Origin of the sequence: Kocuria sp. WN036 (assembly GCF_002287015.1) — a bacterium.
GTDB classification, from domain to species: domain Bacteria; phylum Actinomycetota; class Actinomycetes; order Actinomycetales; family Micrococcaceae; genus Kocuria; species Kocuria rosea.
The window spans coordinates 46,731-61,163 of sequence record NZ_NSKF01000005.1; the positions used below are offsets into that span (position 1 = coordinate 46,731).

12 protein-coding genes are annotated in these 14,433 nt (G+C 75.7%); 4 read left to right on the top strand and 8 right to left on the bottom strand.

Annotated features, from left to right (window positions below; translation table 11 throughout):
• Positions 1–82 precede the first annotated feature (82 nt).
• Positions 83–985: a type IV toxin-antitoxin system AbiEi family antitoxin domain-containing protein gene (locus tag CK505_RS04990; protein WP_095650435.1), complete on the bottom strand. Its 903-nt coding sequence runs from the start codon at positions 983–985 to the stop codon at positions 83–85.
• A 217-nt stretch (positions 986–1,202) separates the two neighbouring features.
• Complete coding sequence (locus tag CK505_RS04995; protein WP_095650436.1) at positions 1,203–2,216, bottom strand: TatD family hydrolase; 1,014 nt, start codon at positions 2,214–2,216, stop codon at positions 1,203–1,205.
• A 159-nt stretch (positions 2,217–2,375) separates the two neighbouring features.
• On the opposite strand from CK505_RS04995, the gene CK505_RS05000 reads away from it, so the two are divergent.
• From CK505_RS05000 to CK505_RS05010, 3 genes are read left to right on the top strand one after another with little or no spacing between them, the layout of a single operon-like run.
• The gene (locus tag CK505_RS05000; protein WP_017832385.1) at positions 2,376–3,326 is read left to right on the top strand and encodes a MoxR family ATPase; all 951 of its coding nucleotides are present in this window, start codon (positions 2,376–2,378) and stop codon (positions 3,324–3,326) included.
• Complete coding sequence (locus CK505_RS05005) at positions 3,323–4,693, top strand: DUF58 domain-containing protein (protein WP_095650437.1); 1,371 nt, start codon at positions 3,323–3,325, stop codon at positions 4,691–4,693. Before CK505_RS05000 ends, CK505_RS05005 begins: the two co-directional genes overlap by 4 nt.
• Positions 4,690–7,107, top strand: a complete 2,418-nt coding sequence (locus tag CK505_RS05010) for a DUF3488 and transglutaminase-like domain-containing protein (RefSeq protein ID WP_141246781.1) — start codon at positions 4,690–4,692, stop codon at positions 7,105–7,107. The genes CK505_RS05005 and CK505_RS05010 overlap by 4 nt, the downstream gene beginning before the upstream one ends.
• 111 nt (positions 7,108–7,218) lie before the next feature.
• Here the strand turns inward: CK505_RS05010 and cynS are convergent, their stop codons facing one another.
• The 3 genes from cynS to rsmI all read right to left on the bottom strand — a co-directional run bounded on the left by cynS (position 7,219) and on the right by rsmI (position 9,682).
• The gene (gene cynS, locus CK505_RS05015) at positions 7,219–7,668 is read right to left on the bottom strand and encodes a cyanase (RefSeq protein WP_035926675.1); all 450 of its coding nucleotides are present in this window, start codon (positions 7,666–7,668) and stop codon (positions 7,219–7,221) included.
• 56 nt (positions 7,669–7,724) lie between these two features.
• A complete protein-coding gene (locus CK505_RS05020; protein ID WP_017832389.1) occupies positions 7,725–8,567 on the bottom strand; it encodes a formate/nitrite transporter family protein in 843 nt (280 codons plus the stop codon).
• A gap of 185 nt (positions 8,568–8,752) precedes the next feature.
• Complete coding sequence (gene rsmI, locus CK505_RS05025; RefSeq protein WP_176475291.1) at positions 8,753–9,682, bottom strand: 16S rRNA (cytidine(1402)-2'-O)-methyltransferase; 930 nt, start codon at positions 9,680–9,682, stop codon at positions 8,753–8,755.
• 78 nt (positions 9,683–9,760) lie between these two features.
• Here rsmI and CK505_RS05030 point away from each other — a divergent pair, with 78 nt between their 5' ends.
• The gene (locus CK505_RS05030; RefSeq protein ID WP_255250891.1) at positions 9,761–11,404 is read left to right on the top strand and encodes a dolichyl-phosphate-mannose--protein mannosyltransferase; all 1,644 of its coding nucleotides are present in this window, start codon (positions 9,761–9,763) and stop codon (positions 11,402–11,404) included.
• Between the two features lie 9 nt (positions 11,405–11,413).
• Here the strand turns inward: CK505_RS05030 and CK505_RS05035 are convergent, their stop codons facing one another.
• From CK505_RS05035 to CK505_RS05045, 3 genes are all read right to left on the bottom strand, one after another.
• Entirely contained in the window at positions 11,414–12,436 is a 1,023-nt protein-coding gene (locus tag CK505_RS05035; RefSeq protein WP_081615703.1) for a TIGR01906 family membrane protein, read from the bottom strand.
• Positions 12,437–12,556: 120 nt separating this feature from the next.
• Positions 12,557–13,849 (bottom strand): Ig-like domain-containing protein, encoded by a 1,293-nt coding sequence (locus CK505_RS05040; protein WP_095650440.1) that lies wholly within the window; start codon positions 13,847–13,849, stop codon positions 12,557–12,559.
• A gap of 150 nt (positions 13,850–13,999) precedes the next feature.
• Positions 14,000–14,347: a hypothetical protein gene (locus tag CK505_RS05045; protein WP_095650441.1), complete on the bottom strand. Its 348-nt coding sequence runs from the start codon at positions 14,345–14,347 to the stop codon at positions 14,000–14,002.
• Positions 14,348–14,433: the final 86 nt, after the last annotated feature.

A 14,433-nucleotide genomic window follows, 5' to 3' on the forward strand; every position in this document is an offset into this window, starting at 1 on the left:
ATGGGGTCGCAGATCCCCCCGTTCGGTCCAGGGGATTTGCGGCCCCCAGGGGGACTCGGCGCTCATGCGGGCCGGCTTGGGGTCAGTGTGCACTCGCCGCGCGCAGGAGAGCGGCCTCGATCCGTGCCAGAGTCGCCGCCGGACGATGCACCACGTCGTTCCACCCCACGCGGATCACCGTCCACCCCAGCTCCTGGATCTCCACCTCGCGCCGTCGCTCGTCGCGCAGCACGGCTCGGAGCGTGGCGGCCCCGGCGTACTTGGTCTCGCCGTCGAACTCGAGCACCAGCCGGTGCTCGGGCCAGGCGAAGTCGGCCCGATAGGACCCGCTGCGGCCCTCGATGACCCACTGCAGCCGCGGCATGGGCAACGACGAGTCCGCCAGCAGCAGTCTGGTCAGCGTCTCGCCGACGGACTCCGAGCGCGGATCCATGGCGGCGAGCACGGACCGAGCCCGCCTGACCCCACGCCGGCCGGCCCACTGCGGGAGGCGCCTCTCCAGGCGGGACCGGGACACGCCCACATGGTGGGCCTGATCCGCGATGACCACGGCGTCGGTGAACGGCAGCAGCCTCGCGCAGTCCAGCAGGGTCCGCTCCGCCGAGGTGACCCGGAGTCCGTCCACCGCCACGACGTCCGCGGCAGCCAGGACGGCCTCGTGGCGGACGACCGACGTGTAGCCGTGGTGGGTGCCGCGCTCCGGCGGCGAGACCGTGTGGATCCGGGACGGGACCCTTCGCAGCCCCAGCCCGTGCACCACGGCCGCCGAGGCCAGGCAGAACACCGGGGTCACGTGTGCCGCCCGCGCGAAGGCCCGGTGCTTCAGGAGCACCTGCTGCTCGGGGGACAGCTCGCGGTACCGGTGCGTGTCCACGAAGTAGCCGGGGTGGATGCGCTGCAGCCGTCCGTCCCGCACCCGGCGGCGGATCTCGTGGCTGCTGAGGCCGTGGTCGAGGAGGTCGGCGGTGCTCCGGAGCTCGATCATGCCTCGTGGATAGCAGCGCCTGCCTCCCGCCGGGACGACGCGACCGGCCGGTGTGGACACGGGCACCGGCCCACGCTGGGTGGGGAGAAGGAGTCGAGCTGCGCCGAGTCCCCCGTGTGGTGACAGTTCCCCCCGATCGATCGGGGGGAGCTGTCACCATACGGGGGACTCGGCGGGGGCGGGAGCGCGAGTGAGGGGAAACGGGGGGCGCCGCGGGTCAGAAGGGGCCGTACACCTCCAAGGTGTTCGCCCAGAGGCGCTCGCACAGCGGCTCGAGCTCCTGCTCGAGGATGCCCGCCATGCCGCGCACCGTGTAGTTGACCACGTAGCTGGCGTTGGGCCGGCCCCGGTACGGGTGGGGGGTGAGGAACGGCGCGTCGGTCTCGGTGAGCACGAGCTCGGGGCGGGCGGTGCGCAGCGCGGCCTTGAGGTCGTGGCTGTTCTTGAAGGTGACGGTCCCGGAGAAGGACATGTACCAGCCGTGCTCGTTGCAGGTGCGCGCGAGCTCCTCGTCCCCGGAGAAGCAGTGGAACACGGTGCGCTCGGGGGCGCCCTCCTCCAGCAGGACGGCGACGACGTCGGCGTGGGCGTCCCGGTCGTGGATCTGCAGCGCCTTGCCGGTCTCCTGGGCGAAGCGGATGTGCTCCCGGAAGGACCGCTTCTGGTGCTCCCGCCCCTCTCCCTCGGTGCGGTAGTAGTCGAGACCGGTCTCGCCGAAGGCTCGGACCCGCTCGTGCTCCCCCAGGGAACGGATCGCGGCGAGCGCCTCGTCGAGGGTCCCGGCGGCCGCGAGCTTCGGCGCCTCGTTGGGGTGCAGCGCCACGGCGGCCAGCACCCGGGGGTCGGCCTCGGCGGCGGCCACGGCGAAGCGGGAGGAGGGGACGTCGCAGCCGACCTGGACGAGGCCGCCCACCCCGGCGAGGGCGGCGGCGTCCGCGGCGTCCCGGACCGAGACCTGGACCCGGCCGTCCTGCAGGTCGAGGTGGGTGTGGTTGTCGGCCACCGGGTGCGGCAGCGGCTCCGGGGCGGGCGGGTAGGAGAGGTTGCGGCGGCGCCCGTCGTCGGCCTGGGCGGAGCGGCGCCGGGTGCCCTCTCCCGCGGGGACGTCCTCGGGCACGGCGTAGTGCTCGGGCTCGTAGGCGGCGGGGGCCGCGCCGGGGGCGGGAGCGGGGCGGGCGGCGGGGTCGGGCCACAGGGAGGCGGCGAGGAGGGTGGCGTTGGGGTCGGTCACGGGCGGCACCTCAGGAGGTCTCGGGGAGCGGATCGGGAAAGAGGACGGGACAGCGGACGGGAGAGCCGACGGGAAACACGCGGGCACCGACCAATCTACGAGCTGGGCCCGGGCAGACATACTGGGAGCTGCAGACGCGAGCAGGAAGCCGAGGAGACCATGGAGTCCTTCCCCCAGTACACGCAGGCGATCCTGGACCGGATCAACGCGGTGATCGACGGCAAGCCGGAGGCGGCGCGCACGGCCCTGAGCGTGCTGCTGGCCGGCGGGCACCTGCTGGTCGAGGACGTGCCGGGCGTGGGCAAGACCATGCTGGCGCGCACGCTGGCCACCGCGATCGGCGGCACGGTCTCGCGCGTGCAGTTCACCCCGGACCTGCTGCCCACGGACATCACGGGCGTCTCGGTCTACGACCAGGCCCGGCGCGAGTTCGAGTTCAAGCCCGGCCCGGTGTTCGCCAACGTGGTGATCGGGGACGAGATCAACCGGGCCTCGGCCAAGACGCAGTCCGCGCTGCTCGAGTGCATGGCGGAGGGCCAGGTCACGGCGGACGGCACGACCTACCGGCTGTCGACCCCGTTCATGGTGGTGGCCACGCAGAACCCCGTGGAGATGGACGGCACGTTCCCGCTGCCGGAGGCGCAGCGGGACCGGTTCACGGCCCGGATCTCGATGGGCTACCCGGACACCGCGGCGGAGATGACGATGCTCACCGACCACGGCGGCGGCTCCCCGCTGGAGGGCCTGCAGCCGGTGGTCTCCCTTGAGGACGCGGCCCGCCTGGTGGCGCACGTGCGCGGCATCCACGTCTCGGACGCGGTGCGCGCCTACATCGTGGCGCTGGGCCAGGCCACGCGCTCGCACCCGCAGATCCGGCTGGGCGCCAGCCCGCGGGCGCTGCTCCAGCTGCAGGCCGCGGCCCGCGCGGAGGCCGCCCTGAGCGGGCGCGAGTACGTGCTGCCCGACGACGTGCGGGCGGTCGCGGTGCCGGTGCTCGCCCACCGCCTGATCCTGGACCGGCGCGCCGGCACCGACTCCGCGGAGGAGCTGGTGCGGGCGGTGCTGGACGAGGTGCGGGTCCCGGCCGAGCACACCCCCCGGACCCGATGAGGCGCCGGCCGGCGCCGGGGCGCACGGCGGAGGGCGAGCGGGCGGAGCAGCCCGTGGACTCCCGCGCCCGGTTCACGGGGCGCGGCTGGGCCTTCCTGGGGGCTGGCGCCCTGTGCCTGCTGCTGGCCACCTGGCTGGGCCGCAAGGACGTGCTGGCGCTGGCCCTGTTCCTCGGCGGCGCCCCCCTGTTCGCGGCCCTGTCCCTGTACGTGGTGAAGCCCAGGGTGCTGCTCAAGCGCGGCGTGGACCCGGCGCTGGTGACGGCCGGGGACTCCGCGGTGGTCCGGCTGCGCGTGCGGCACCGGACCCGGCGCGGCGGGACGGTCACCGGGGCGGTCGCCGTGCACGAGACGGTCCCGGAGCCGCTGGGCGGGGACCGCGAGCTGGTCGTGGAGGCCGGCGGGGAGCCCGCCGCCTACACCGTGCGCCCCCGCCGCCGGGGCGTGTACGCCCTGGGGCCGGCCACCGTGCGGGTGGCCGACCCGTTCGGCCTCGCCGCCGAGCTGCTCGACGCCTCCGAGCGCACGTCCCTGCACGTGGCCCCGGACCCCGTGGAGCTGCCGGAGATCAGCGCCGACCGACTGCGGGAGTCCGGCACCGACCCGTCCCGGACCGCGCAGCCGCAGCCGGGCCCGGACAACGTGACCACCCGCGAGTACCGGCACGGCGACCCGATGCGCCGGGTGCACTGGGCCGCCTCCGCGAAGCACGGCCGGCTGATGGTCCGCCAGGAGGACCCCCGCAGCACCCGCCGCCTGACCCTGGTCCTGGACCGCGACGAGGCCTCCTGGCCCGGGGAGCGCCTGTGGGCCGGCGTGCTCCCCAGCACCGCCGAGTTCGAGTGGGCCGTGTCCTTCACCGCCGCCGTGCTCGAGCACCTCACCCAGCGCGAGACCGCCCTGCACGCCCTCGACACCTTCGGCCGCCCGCTCCCCCGCGGCGGCGAGGACGACGACGACGCTCCCGCCCGCACCCGCGCCACCGCCGTCACCGACGACGGCGCCGAGGACGCCCGGCACGGGCTCGCGCGCGTCCGCCCCGAGCCCGCGCCCCGGGAGACGGGGCCCGGCGGGACCGCGGAGGACGCGCTGGCCGAGCGGTTCGACCGCGACGGCATGGTCCACCCCGTGCTGCTGGTCTCGGGGGACCTCTCCGCCGCGGCCGCCGAGCGGGTCCTGGGCGGCACGCAGCGGGCGGCCGCCGGCAGCGCCGTGCTGGTGACCTCCTCCCCCGACCACGTCCCGGACGGGGCGGGGGTGCTCGAGACGGCGGGCTGGTCCGTCGTCGTCGTGCCGGCGTCCGCCGCGCCCGAGGACGCGTGGGCGCAGCTGGGCTCCGGGGCCCGCGCGGCCGGGGCCGTCCGGTGAGCGCCGCCGTCCGCGCCCCTGCGCCCGCCCGCCCGCCGGGAATCCCCGGGCCGCCGGAGGACGCCGGGACGGGCCGCCGCCCGGTGCGCGCCGTGCTGGGCCTGGCCGGCACGGTCCTCGTGGCGGTCGGGCTGTCCCTCGTGGCGCCGGCCGGGGTCCTCGACGGCGCGGGCTGGGTCCCCGGCGCGCTGCTCGCGGCCCTCGCCGTGGTCGTGGCGACCACGACGTCCCGCGTGCTGCGGCTGCCGGGCCTGCTGGCGCCCCTGTTCGGCGCCGGCGCCCTGACGCTCGTGCTCACGCTGCTGTTCCTGCGCGAGCCCGCGCTGCTCGGCCTCGTGCCCACCCCCGGGAGCCTGTCCCTCGGCGCGGAGCTGTGGCGGGAGGCGGCCGGGATCGTCGCGGAGCGGCCGGCCCCGTACCCGGGGGGCGCGGCGCTCGCGTTCGTCGCCGCCCTCGCCACGGGTCTCGTGACCCTGTTCGTGGACACGGTGCTCGTGGCGCTGCGGCTGCCGGGGCTCAGCGCGCTCGGCGTGCTGGCGCTGCTGGTGGTGCCCGCCCTGGTGCTGCCCGGGAGCGTGGGCGCGGCCGGGACGGCGGCCGCGGTGCTCGCGGCCCTGGTCCTGCTCGGCGGCGGACGGCGCTTCGGCGCGGTCCGCGAGCCCCGCACCGCCGCGGCGCCGGGCAGCTGGCCGCGGGCCCTCGTGGTGGGCGCCGGTGTGCTCGCGGTGACCCTGCTGGTCCCGGGCCTGGTGCCCGGCTTCGTCAACGGCGCGTTCCCCCAGGGCAGCGGTCTCGCCGGCGATCGCGCCTCCGGGGTGGGCCCGCTGCGGGTCGTGGGACAGGACCTGCGCTCCGCGGAGCAGCTGCCGCGCCTCGAGTACACGACGAGCACGGACGAGCCCGAGCTGCTCCGGGTCCTCACCCTCGCCGACTTCTCCGGGGCGGAGTGGTTCCCGGACACCACCGGGCTGGACCCCGAGCTCGACGACCTCGGCCCCACCCCGCTGCACCCCGTGGGCGGGGGCCCCGAGCGCAGCACCTCCGTGGAGCTGCGGGACTGGTCCGAGCGCTGGCTGCCGCTGCCGTGGGCGCCCGTGGACGTGGCGGGGCTCGAGGACGGCGGCTGGGCCTGGAGCCCGCTCGACCTCACCGTGCACGGGGAGCAGGTCCCGCCCGAGGGCACCGCCTACGAGGTCCGCTCGATCGTGCCCGAGCCCACGTCCGCGCGGCTGCGCGAGGCCCCCGCCGCGCCGGACTCCCCGGAGCTCGCCCCGTTCCGCGAACTGCCGGGCGGGACCCCGGCCGCCCTCCGGGACGCGGCCCGGGAGCGGGCGGGGGACGCCCCCACCGCCTTCGACCAGGCCCTGGCCCTGCAGGAGTGGCTGCGCTCGGACGAGTTCCGCTACGACGTGGACGCCCCGCTCGCGCAGGACTACGACGCCGGCGGCATGGCCTCCCTCGAGGAGTTCCTGGCCGTGCGCACGGGCTACGCCGGGCACTTCGCCCCGGCGATGGCCGTCATGGCCCGGGAGCTCGGCATCCCCGCCCGCGTGGCGGTCGGCTACCTCCCAGCCACCGGCGCCGCCCCGGACCAGTCGGCGGACCCCGACGAGCCGTTCGGGGACGCGGCGGAGGCGGGCGCCTTCACGGTCCTGCCCCGCGACGCGCACGCGTGGCCGGAGCTGTGGTTCGAGGGCTCCGGGTGGGTGCGCTTCGAGCCGACCCCCGGCACCGGCGACCTCCCCGGCTACGCCGCCGAGGGGCCGCAGGACGGGGACGGGCAGTCGCAGGAGGGCGAGGGCACCGCGGAGCCCACCGGCGCCCCGACCGACGCCCCCACCCCGGCGAGCACGGCGGACAGCCCCGACGAGGACGCCCCCTCCGCCGAGCCGACCGCCGTGCCCACCCCGGAGGCCCCCGCCGCGCCGGAGGCCGACGACGACGCCGGACCGGCCGGGTGGCTGCCCTGGCTGGCCGGGATCCTGACCGCCGCGCTGCTCGCCCTGCTGGCCGCCCTCCCCCGGCTCCTCCGGTCCCGGCGGCGCCGGCGCCGGATGCGGGTGCTGGGCGACGCGCAGGCGCCGGCGGCCGATCGGGCCCTGGCGGGGTGGGCGGAGGTCGAGGACCTGGGTGTCGACCACGGGCTGGGCCGCGCCGCCGCGGAGACGCCCCGGGCCTACGTGGACCGGCTCGGCGCCGTGGTCCCGGCCGCCGCGCCGGCGCTGGGGCGGCTCGGCCGGGACGTGGAGCGGGCCCTCTACGCGCCGGACACCACGGAATGGACCCCGGAGGCCGGCCCCGAGGACGTCGCGGCGCTGCGGTCGGGTCTGGCCGGGCGCGGCGGCCCCGGCGCACGGCGCGCCCGGTGGCTCCCCCGCTCGGCGACGACCCGCTCGGCGACGCCCCGCCGCTGAGCGACACTCCGACCGCCGAGTCCCCCCGGTGCTCGCAGTTCCCCCCGATCGATCCGGGGGAACTGCGAGCACCGGGGGGACTCGGCGGGCCAGCAGGTCAGGGGCGGGGCGTCACCACTTGTAGTCGAGGAACTTCCCGTCGAAGGTGACCACCACGCGGTCGCCGTCCGGGTCGGGCCGGCGGGAGACGTCGACCCGGAAGTTGATGGCGCTCATGATCCCGTCGCCGAACTCCTCGTGGATGAGCTCCTTCAGGGCCGGCCCGTACACGGAGAGCGCCTCGACGAAGCGGTAGACCGTGGGGTCCGTCATCCGCGCCGGGTCGCTGCCGCGGGACGGCTGCTGCTGCAGGCTCTCGGCGACCGTCCCGTCCAAGCCCAGCAGGTCGCACACCTGCCGGGCCTGCTCCGGGGTCATCGGGTGCTGGCCCAGCAGCGCGGCGGTCGTCCAGACGTGCGGGGCGCGGATCTCGTCGGCGATCTCGCGCCAGGACAGGCCGCGGCGCACCCGGGCGGCGACCACGAGGTCGGCGGCGTCGGACTTGGTCAGGATCGGGGTCATGCGGGGCTCCTCGGGAGTCGGCGAGCTGGTGGGGGCGGGTCGGCCGGATCCGTCGCTCACGCGACCGGGACGCGGTCCTCCTGCGCCGCCGGCCGGATGCGGGGCGCCCCGGTGCGGGCGTGGGTGGCGTAGAGGGTGAGCCCCACGAAGGTCAGCCCGCCCACCAGGTTGCCGAGCACGGTGGGGATCTCGTTCCACACGAGGTAGTCCATGACCGAGAAGCCGCCGCCGAGCAGCAGACCGGAGGGGAACAGGAACATGTTGACGATCGAGTGCTCGAACCCCATGTAGAAGAACAGCATGATGGGCATCCACATCGCGATCACCTTGCCGGAGACGCTGGTGGACATCATCGCGGCGACCACCCCGGTGGAGACCATCCAGTTGCACAGGACGGCGCGGACGAACAGCGTCAGCATCCCGGCGGCGCCGAACTCGGCGTAGCCGACGGTCCGGCCCTCGCCGATCTCGCCGATCTGGCGGCCGACCTCGTCCGGGGGCAGGGAGAAGCCGTAGGTGAAGATGATCGCCATCAGCACGGCCACGACGAACGCCCCGGCGAAGTTGCCGGCGAACACCAGGCCCCAGTTGCGCAGCATCGAGCGGACGGTGACGCCGGGGCGCCTGTCGATGAGCGCGAGCGGCACGAGGGTGAACACGCCGGTCAGGAGGTCGAAGCCCAGCAGGTACAGCAGGCAGAACCCGACCGGGAACAGCACGGCCCCGAGCAGCGGCTCGCCCGTCCGCACAGTGACGGTGACGGCGAAGGCCGCGGCGAGCGCGAGGATCGCACCGGCCATGAACGCACGGATCAGGGTGTCGCGGGTGGACATGGCGACCTTCGCCGCTCCGGCGTCGATCATCTTCGTGACGAAGTCGGCGGGCATCACATAGGACATGGCATGGCTCCGTTGCTGGACGGACAGGAGGATGCCGGGTCCCGCGGGGCACGTGCCCCGCTCCCGGCACGTCCCAGTCTGGACGGGCCGTGTTTCCGCACCGTGTCCCCGTCCGCTCCCGGGGGTCAACTCGGCCTCACCGGGGCGCGGCGAGCCTGTGAGGCGACGCCCGGGCCGGACCGCCCCTATGCCTTGCGGGCCGCCAGCACCGTCTCGTAGAGCTGCCGCTTGCCCACGCCCGTGCGCTCGGCCACGCGGCCGGCGGCGTCCTTGAGCCGGGTCCCGGCGGCCACGAGCGCCTCCACCTCGGCCACGAGGTCCTCGGGTCGCGCGGCCTCGGGGGCGGGGGCACCGGCGACGACGACGGCGATCTCCCCGCGCACCTGCCCCTGCCCGCACCAGTCCACGAGCTCGGTGAGCGAGCCCCGCACGACCTCCTCGTGCAGCTTGGTGAGCTCCCGGGCGACGACCGCCCGGCGGCCCGGGCCGAACGCGTCCCGCAGCGCGGCGAGCATGACCTCGAGCCGGTGCGGGGCCTCGTAGAAGACCATGGTGCGCCGCTCGCCGTCGAGCTCCGCCAGCCGAGCGGCACGCTCCGAGGACTTCCGCGGCAGGAAGCCCTCGAACGTGAACCGGTCCGTGGGCAGGCCGGACACGGCCAGTGCCATGAGCACCGCCGAGGGGCCGGGGATCGCGGTCACGGTCAGGCCCTCGGCGGCCGCGGCCTCCGCGAGCCGGTAGCCGGGGTCGGAGACGGTGGGCATCCCGGCGTCGGAGAGGACCAGCACGGTGCTTCCCGACCGGACGGCGTCGAGCAGCTCGGCGACCCGTCCGGCCTCGTTGTGCTCGTGGTGGGTGAGCACCCGGCCGCGCGTGGTGACCCCGAGCCCGGCGGTGAGCCGGCGCAGCCGCCGGGTGTCCTCCACGGCGAGCACGTCCGCGGTCTCGAGGGCCGCCCGCAGCCGGGGCGGCGCGTCCCCGAGGTTGCCGATCGGAGTGCCCGCCAAGACCACCTGCCCCGGACCCGCGGCACCGCCGGCGGAGGCGCCGTTCCGGCCGTCGGCGGCGTCGGTGGGGGCGTCGGCAGGAGTGTCGTCGTGGGGTTCCGTGTGCACGGGTCCACTCTACGGCGCGCTCCGCGGGCCTCCCCCGCGGCTCAGCGGGCGCCGGGACGCGTCCCCTACGATGACACCGTGAGTTCCTCGGTGCGCGCCCCACTCCTGGCGCCGGAGCCTCGGCCGGCGGCACCGGTGGGCACCCTGCGCCGGTCCCTGGCCCCCGCCGCCCTGCGGGAGCGGCTGCTGCCGGCCCCCGCGGCGGTGGCCCGGCTCGCGTGGCTGGGGCCGCTGCTGGTGGTCCTGCTCGGCGGGCTGCTGCGCTTCCACCGGCTCTCCCACCCGGACGCGATCGTCTTCGACGAGACCTACTACGTGAAGGACTCCTACTCGCTGCTGCTGCACGGCTACGAGCGGCAGTGGCCGGAGGGCGCCGACGAGCTGTTCGTGGCCGGCACCCCGCCGGAGGCCCTGGCCACCCCCTCCTACGTGGTGCACCCGCCGGCCGGGAAGTGGCTCATCGCGTTCGGCATGTGGCTCTTCGGCGCCGAGGACCCGCTGGGCTGGCGCTTCTCCGCGGCCCTGGTCGGGACGCTGTCCATCGCACTGGTGTGCGCCGCCGGGTGGCTGCTCTTCCGCTCGGTCACGGTGGCCACGCTCGCGGGGCTGTTCACCGCGGTGGACGGGCTGCACCTGGTGCAGTCGCGGCTCGCGATGCTGGACGTGTTCCTGATGTTCTTCGTGCTGCTCGCGTTCGTCCTGCTCCTGCTGGACCGGGAGCACGGGCGCCGCCGCCTGGTCGCCCGGCTGGGGGTGGCCCCGGGCCGCGACGTCCCGGAGGCGGAGCTGCGGCGCCGCCTGGAGTGGGGGCCGTGGCTGGGCGTGCGCTGGTGGCGGATCGCGGCGGGCGCGGCCTGCGGGCTCGCGGTGGGCGTGAAGTGGAGCGCCCTGTTCCTGGTGGCCGGGCTGGGCGTGCTCACGGTGCTGTGGGACCTCAACGCCCGCCGGGTGGCCGGGGTGCGGCGCTGGCTGCCCGCCGGGGTGCTCAAGGACGGCGTGCCCGCGTTCTTCGCGGTCGTCGGGACGGGCCTGGTGGTCTACGTGTCCACCTGGGCGGGCTGGTTCGCCTCGACGGACGCCTACGACCGCACCTGGGCGCAGCAGCACCCGGGCGAGGGCCCCCAGTGGCTGCCCGCGCCCCTGCGCTCGCTGTGGGCCTACCACTCCTCCGCCTACGGCTTCCACAGCGGCCTGGGCACCGAGCACGCCTACGAGGCGCTGCCGTGGCTGTGGCTGACCCTGGGCCGGCCCACCTCCTACTTCTACGAGGACCCGGAGCGGGGCAGGTCCGGGTGCGCGGTGGAGCACTGCTCGCAGGCGATCCTCAATCTCGGCAACCCGCTCCTGTGGTGGACGGCGATCGCCGCCGTGCTCGTGGCCGCGTGGCTGTGGGCCGTGCGGCGGGACTGGCGCTTCGGGGCGCTGACCGGTGCGTTCGCCGCCGGGTACCTGCCCTGGTTCCTGTACCCCGAGCGCACCATGTACTACTTCTACGCGCTGCCCGTGCAGCCGGCCCTGATGCTCATGCTCGCCGGCATGCTCGGCCTGGTCCTGGGCCGTCCCGGGGACACCGTGCGGCGCCGGCGCGCGGGTCTCGCGGTGGTGGGGGTGTTCACGGCCGCGGTGCTCCTGCTCAGCGCGCACTTCGCCCCCGTCTGGTACGCGGAGACCGTCGAGTACGCCCAGTGGCGGGAGCGGATGTGGTTCACCGCCTGGATCTGACCCGCCGGCTCAGCGACCGGCCAGCCGCCGCTTGAGCTCCTGCCGCCGGCGCACCCGGTCGAGGGCCCGGTGCCGGCGGAAGGCCGTGGGCCAGGTGGCGGCCATGACCGCGAGCGCCCCCAGGAGGGCGAGGCCGGCCACGGCGATCGCGGCGTCCATCCAGAACTGGGTGGGGTACAGCCGGATGAGGGTGTCCGAGGCCCGGAAGGTCCAGGACCCGTCCGCGAAGAACAGGGAGTGGAACAGCGCGAAGAACTGCTGCCAGCCGAGCACCGCGGCGACGGCCAGCGCCACCAGCAGCGCCACGGTCAGCCACGAGCCGAAGAACAGGGCGCCGGAGGCGGCCCCCGGGGCCTTCGCCCGCAGGTACAGGCACGAGACGAGGCCGAGCAGCGCGAGGACCGCGACCACCGCGAGCGCGGCCTGCAGCACGATCTTCACGTCGGTCATGTGCGCGACCTCGGAGCCCAGGAACAGCGGGGCGCCGTCCGCGTCCTGCAGCCCGCCGAGGAACCCGGCCGGGGCCCAGTTCATGACGTAGTCCAGCCCGTAGGAGCCGAAGACCATCCGCTCCTCGGTGGAGAAGCCGTAGGAGTCCGCCGGGAAGCCCGGGCGGTGGTACTCCGCCCACAGGAACAGCGGCGTGGCCACCACGCGCACGGCCGCGGCGAGCAGCGCGAGCGGGAGCACGAGCGCCAGGAGGACCTGCTGCAGCCGCGGCAGCCGCGGCTCGTCCGCCAGCGCGTCCCGGCGCAGCGCGGATCGGCGGCGCGCCTCCGCGTCCGGGTCCTCGTCCCCCGCGGCCTCGTCGGCCCCGACGGCGCGGGCGCCGCCCCCCGTGCGGCCCGTCCCGGCGCCGCGGCTCCCGCCGCGCCCACCGGGGCGGTCGTCGTCGTGCGCGTCCTCGGACGCGCTCTCCGCGGGGACGACGGCGGGGAGCAGGCCCGTCCACACGGGCTCCTCGCGCTGCCGGTCGTCCGCGGGCGGGTCTGCCTGCTGCCAGGGCGCCTTGTCGTTGCTGGGGGTGGCCACGGGCGGGTCCTTCGGTCGGAGGGGGTCGGTGGTCCGGGGCGGGCGGGTCCGCTCCGGCCGGTCCCGATCCTACCCACCGCCGGCCCGCTCCCTCACCTGCGGGGGCTCACCGGCGGGGGCTCACCAGTCGCCCTTCCACTCCTCGTCCGCGTAGTGCTCGAGCGGGATGTTCCAGTCGCCGTACCCGTCGTCGGGATCGGCCTGCGGGTAGCCGGTGCCCACGACCTCCACGACGTCCCCGGGCCGGAACACGTCGTGGATGAACTTCGCGCCCTCGGGCGGCATGCCCACGCATCCGTGGGAGACGTTGGCGATCCCCAGGACGGGCAGCGCGGAGGGCAGCGCCTGGTGCACGAACTCGCCGCTGGCGGTCAGCCGGGACACGTTGGAGGCCCAGAACGTGTCGTACCAGTGCGGGTCCCCCGGCTCCAGTTCCAGCGAGGAGGCCTTGAACAGGTACGTCGGGGCCTGCTCCATGATGACCTTCTGCCCGGTGGTCGAGGGCCAGTCCGGATTGCCCAGGGTCACGGGGAACGTCCCCGCGACCTCGCCGTCCACCCAGGCGGTCAGCGTCTTGGTCTCGTTGTCCACCCGGGCGTAGTGCTCGGCGCCGGTCGAGAAGCTCCGGCGCAGGTCGTGGTTGCCCACCATGCCGTGGCCCACGTCGAGTCCGAGGAGGTTCAGGGAGACCGTGATCTCCGAGCGCGGCGCCCACTTCTCGGCGGGGCGGTAGCGCAGCATCGTGTCCGAGTACCACCGGAAGGCGCCCGCCCGGTCGCCGCCGCCGTCCACGGTGACGGCCTCCTCGACCTGCTCCTTGTGCACGACGGGCTCGGAGAAGGTGAACTCCAGGACCTGACCGGTGCCGTAGACCCCGCCCTCGGCCACGTTGAGGCGCGCGTCGACCTCGTTCGCCGCGAGGACGGTCGTGAACGTGCTGGTGCCCGTGGTCGGTCCCGTCTTGGAGGCGGCGCTCCAGTGCAGGACGTAGGGGGTGTCGAAGGCCAGGACCGCGGTGCTGGTCCAGGTGCGGCCGTCGGCGGAAAGCTCCCCGGGCACCGGTTCCCCGCCGGCGGCGGGCACCAGCACGACGTCGGTCAGCTCGCCCCCGTCGGCGCGCACCACGACCGGTTCCACGGGGTTGTGCTCGACCGCCGCGTCCGCGGGGGCGACGGTGACCTCGGCCGGTGCGGCCGTGGCCGGCCCGCTCGGTGACGGCGTGGCCGGGGCAGTGGCCGTCGGGGCGGTGGCGGCCTGGGCGGTGGCGGCCTGCTCTGCCGCGGGCGCCCCGGAGGCCTGCGCGCAGCCGGTGGCGAGCAGGACCGTCACGGCCCCCAGCGCGACCAGGCGCCGGGGGGCCGGCAGCGCTCGCGGGGCGGGGGGCGCGGGAACCGGGCAGGAGGACAGGGGCATGGGAAGCGGCACCTCGGGCGTCTGGGGGGTGGGGGGAACGCTGGGGAACTGCTTCCCACGATAGGTCCGCAGGCCGCGCAGGACCTCACCCGCCACCCATCGGTCACGAATGTTAACGCCTTCGTGACCCCCTGCGACGTGTGCGGTGCGTCATCGCCCGGGGGTCAGGCAGGCGATGCCGTGGGCGATCGGATAGACCGGGTGCACCCCGTCTCGGAACGGGCGGTCGCTCATCAGCCGGTCGGCGTCCACGGGGATCAGCGTCCCGCCCGTGAGGGGGCACCGCAGGAGCTCGAGCAGACCGGGCGCCAGGGCGACCGCCACGGGGGGCACCGGCTCGGGCTCTGGCACCGGCAGCGCCCAGGGGGCGGGGCGGCGGTCGGCCGGTGTCTCGTGATGCCGCGCCGGCCTGCTCTCGTGGCGGTTCTCGGTGCGGAGACCGGTGTGGAACTCGGTGTGGAGTTCGTGGGCCGGCTGCGTCGTTGCAGGGACAGTCATGGGGGGACTCCTGGTGCTCCGGGGGGAAGAGCCGTCCGCACCGGACAGGTGCGGTCTGCGGCTCATCCTAGGGGCGGAGCACGGGC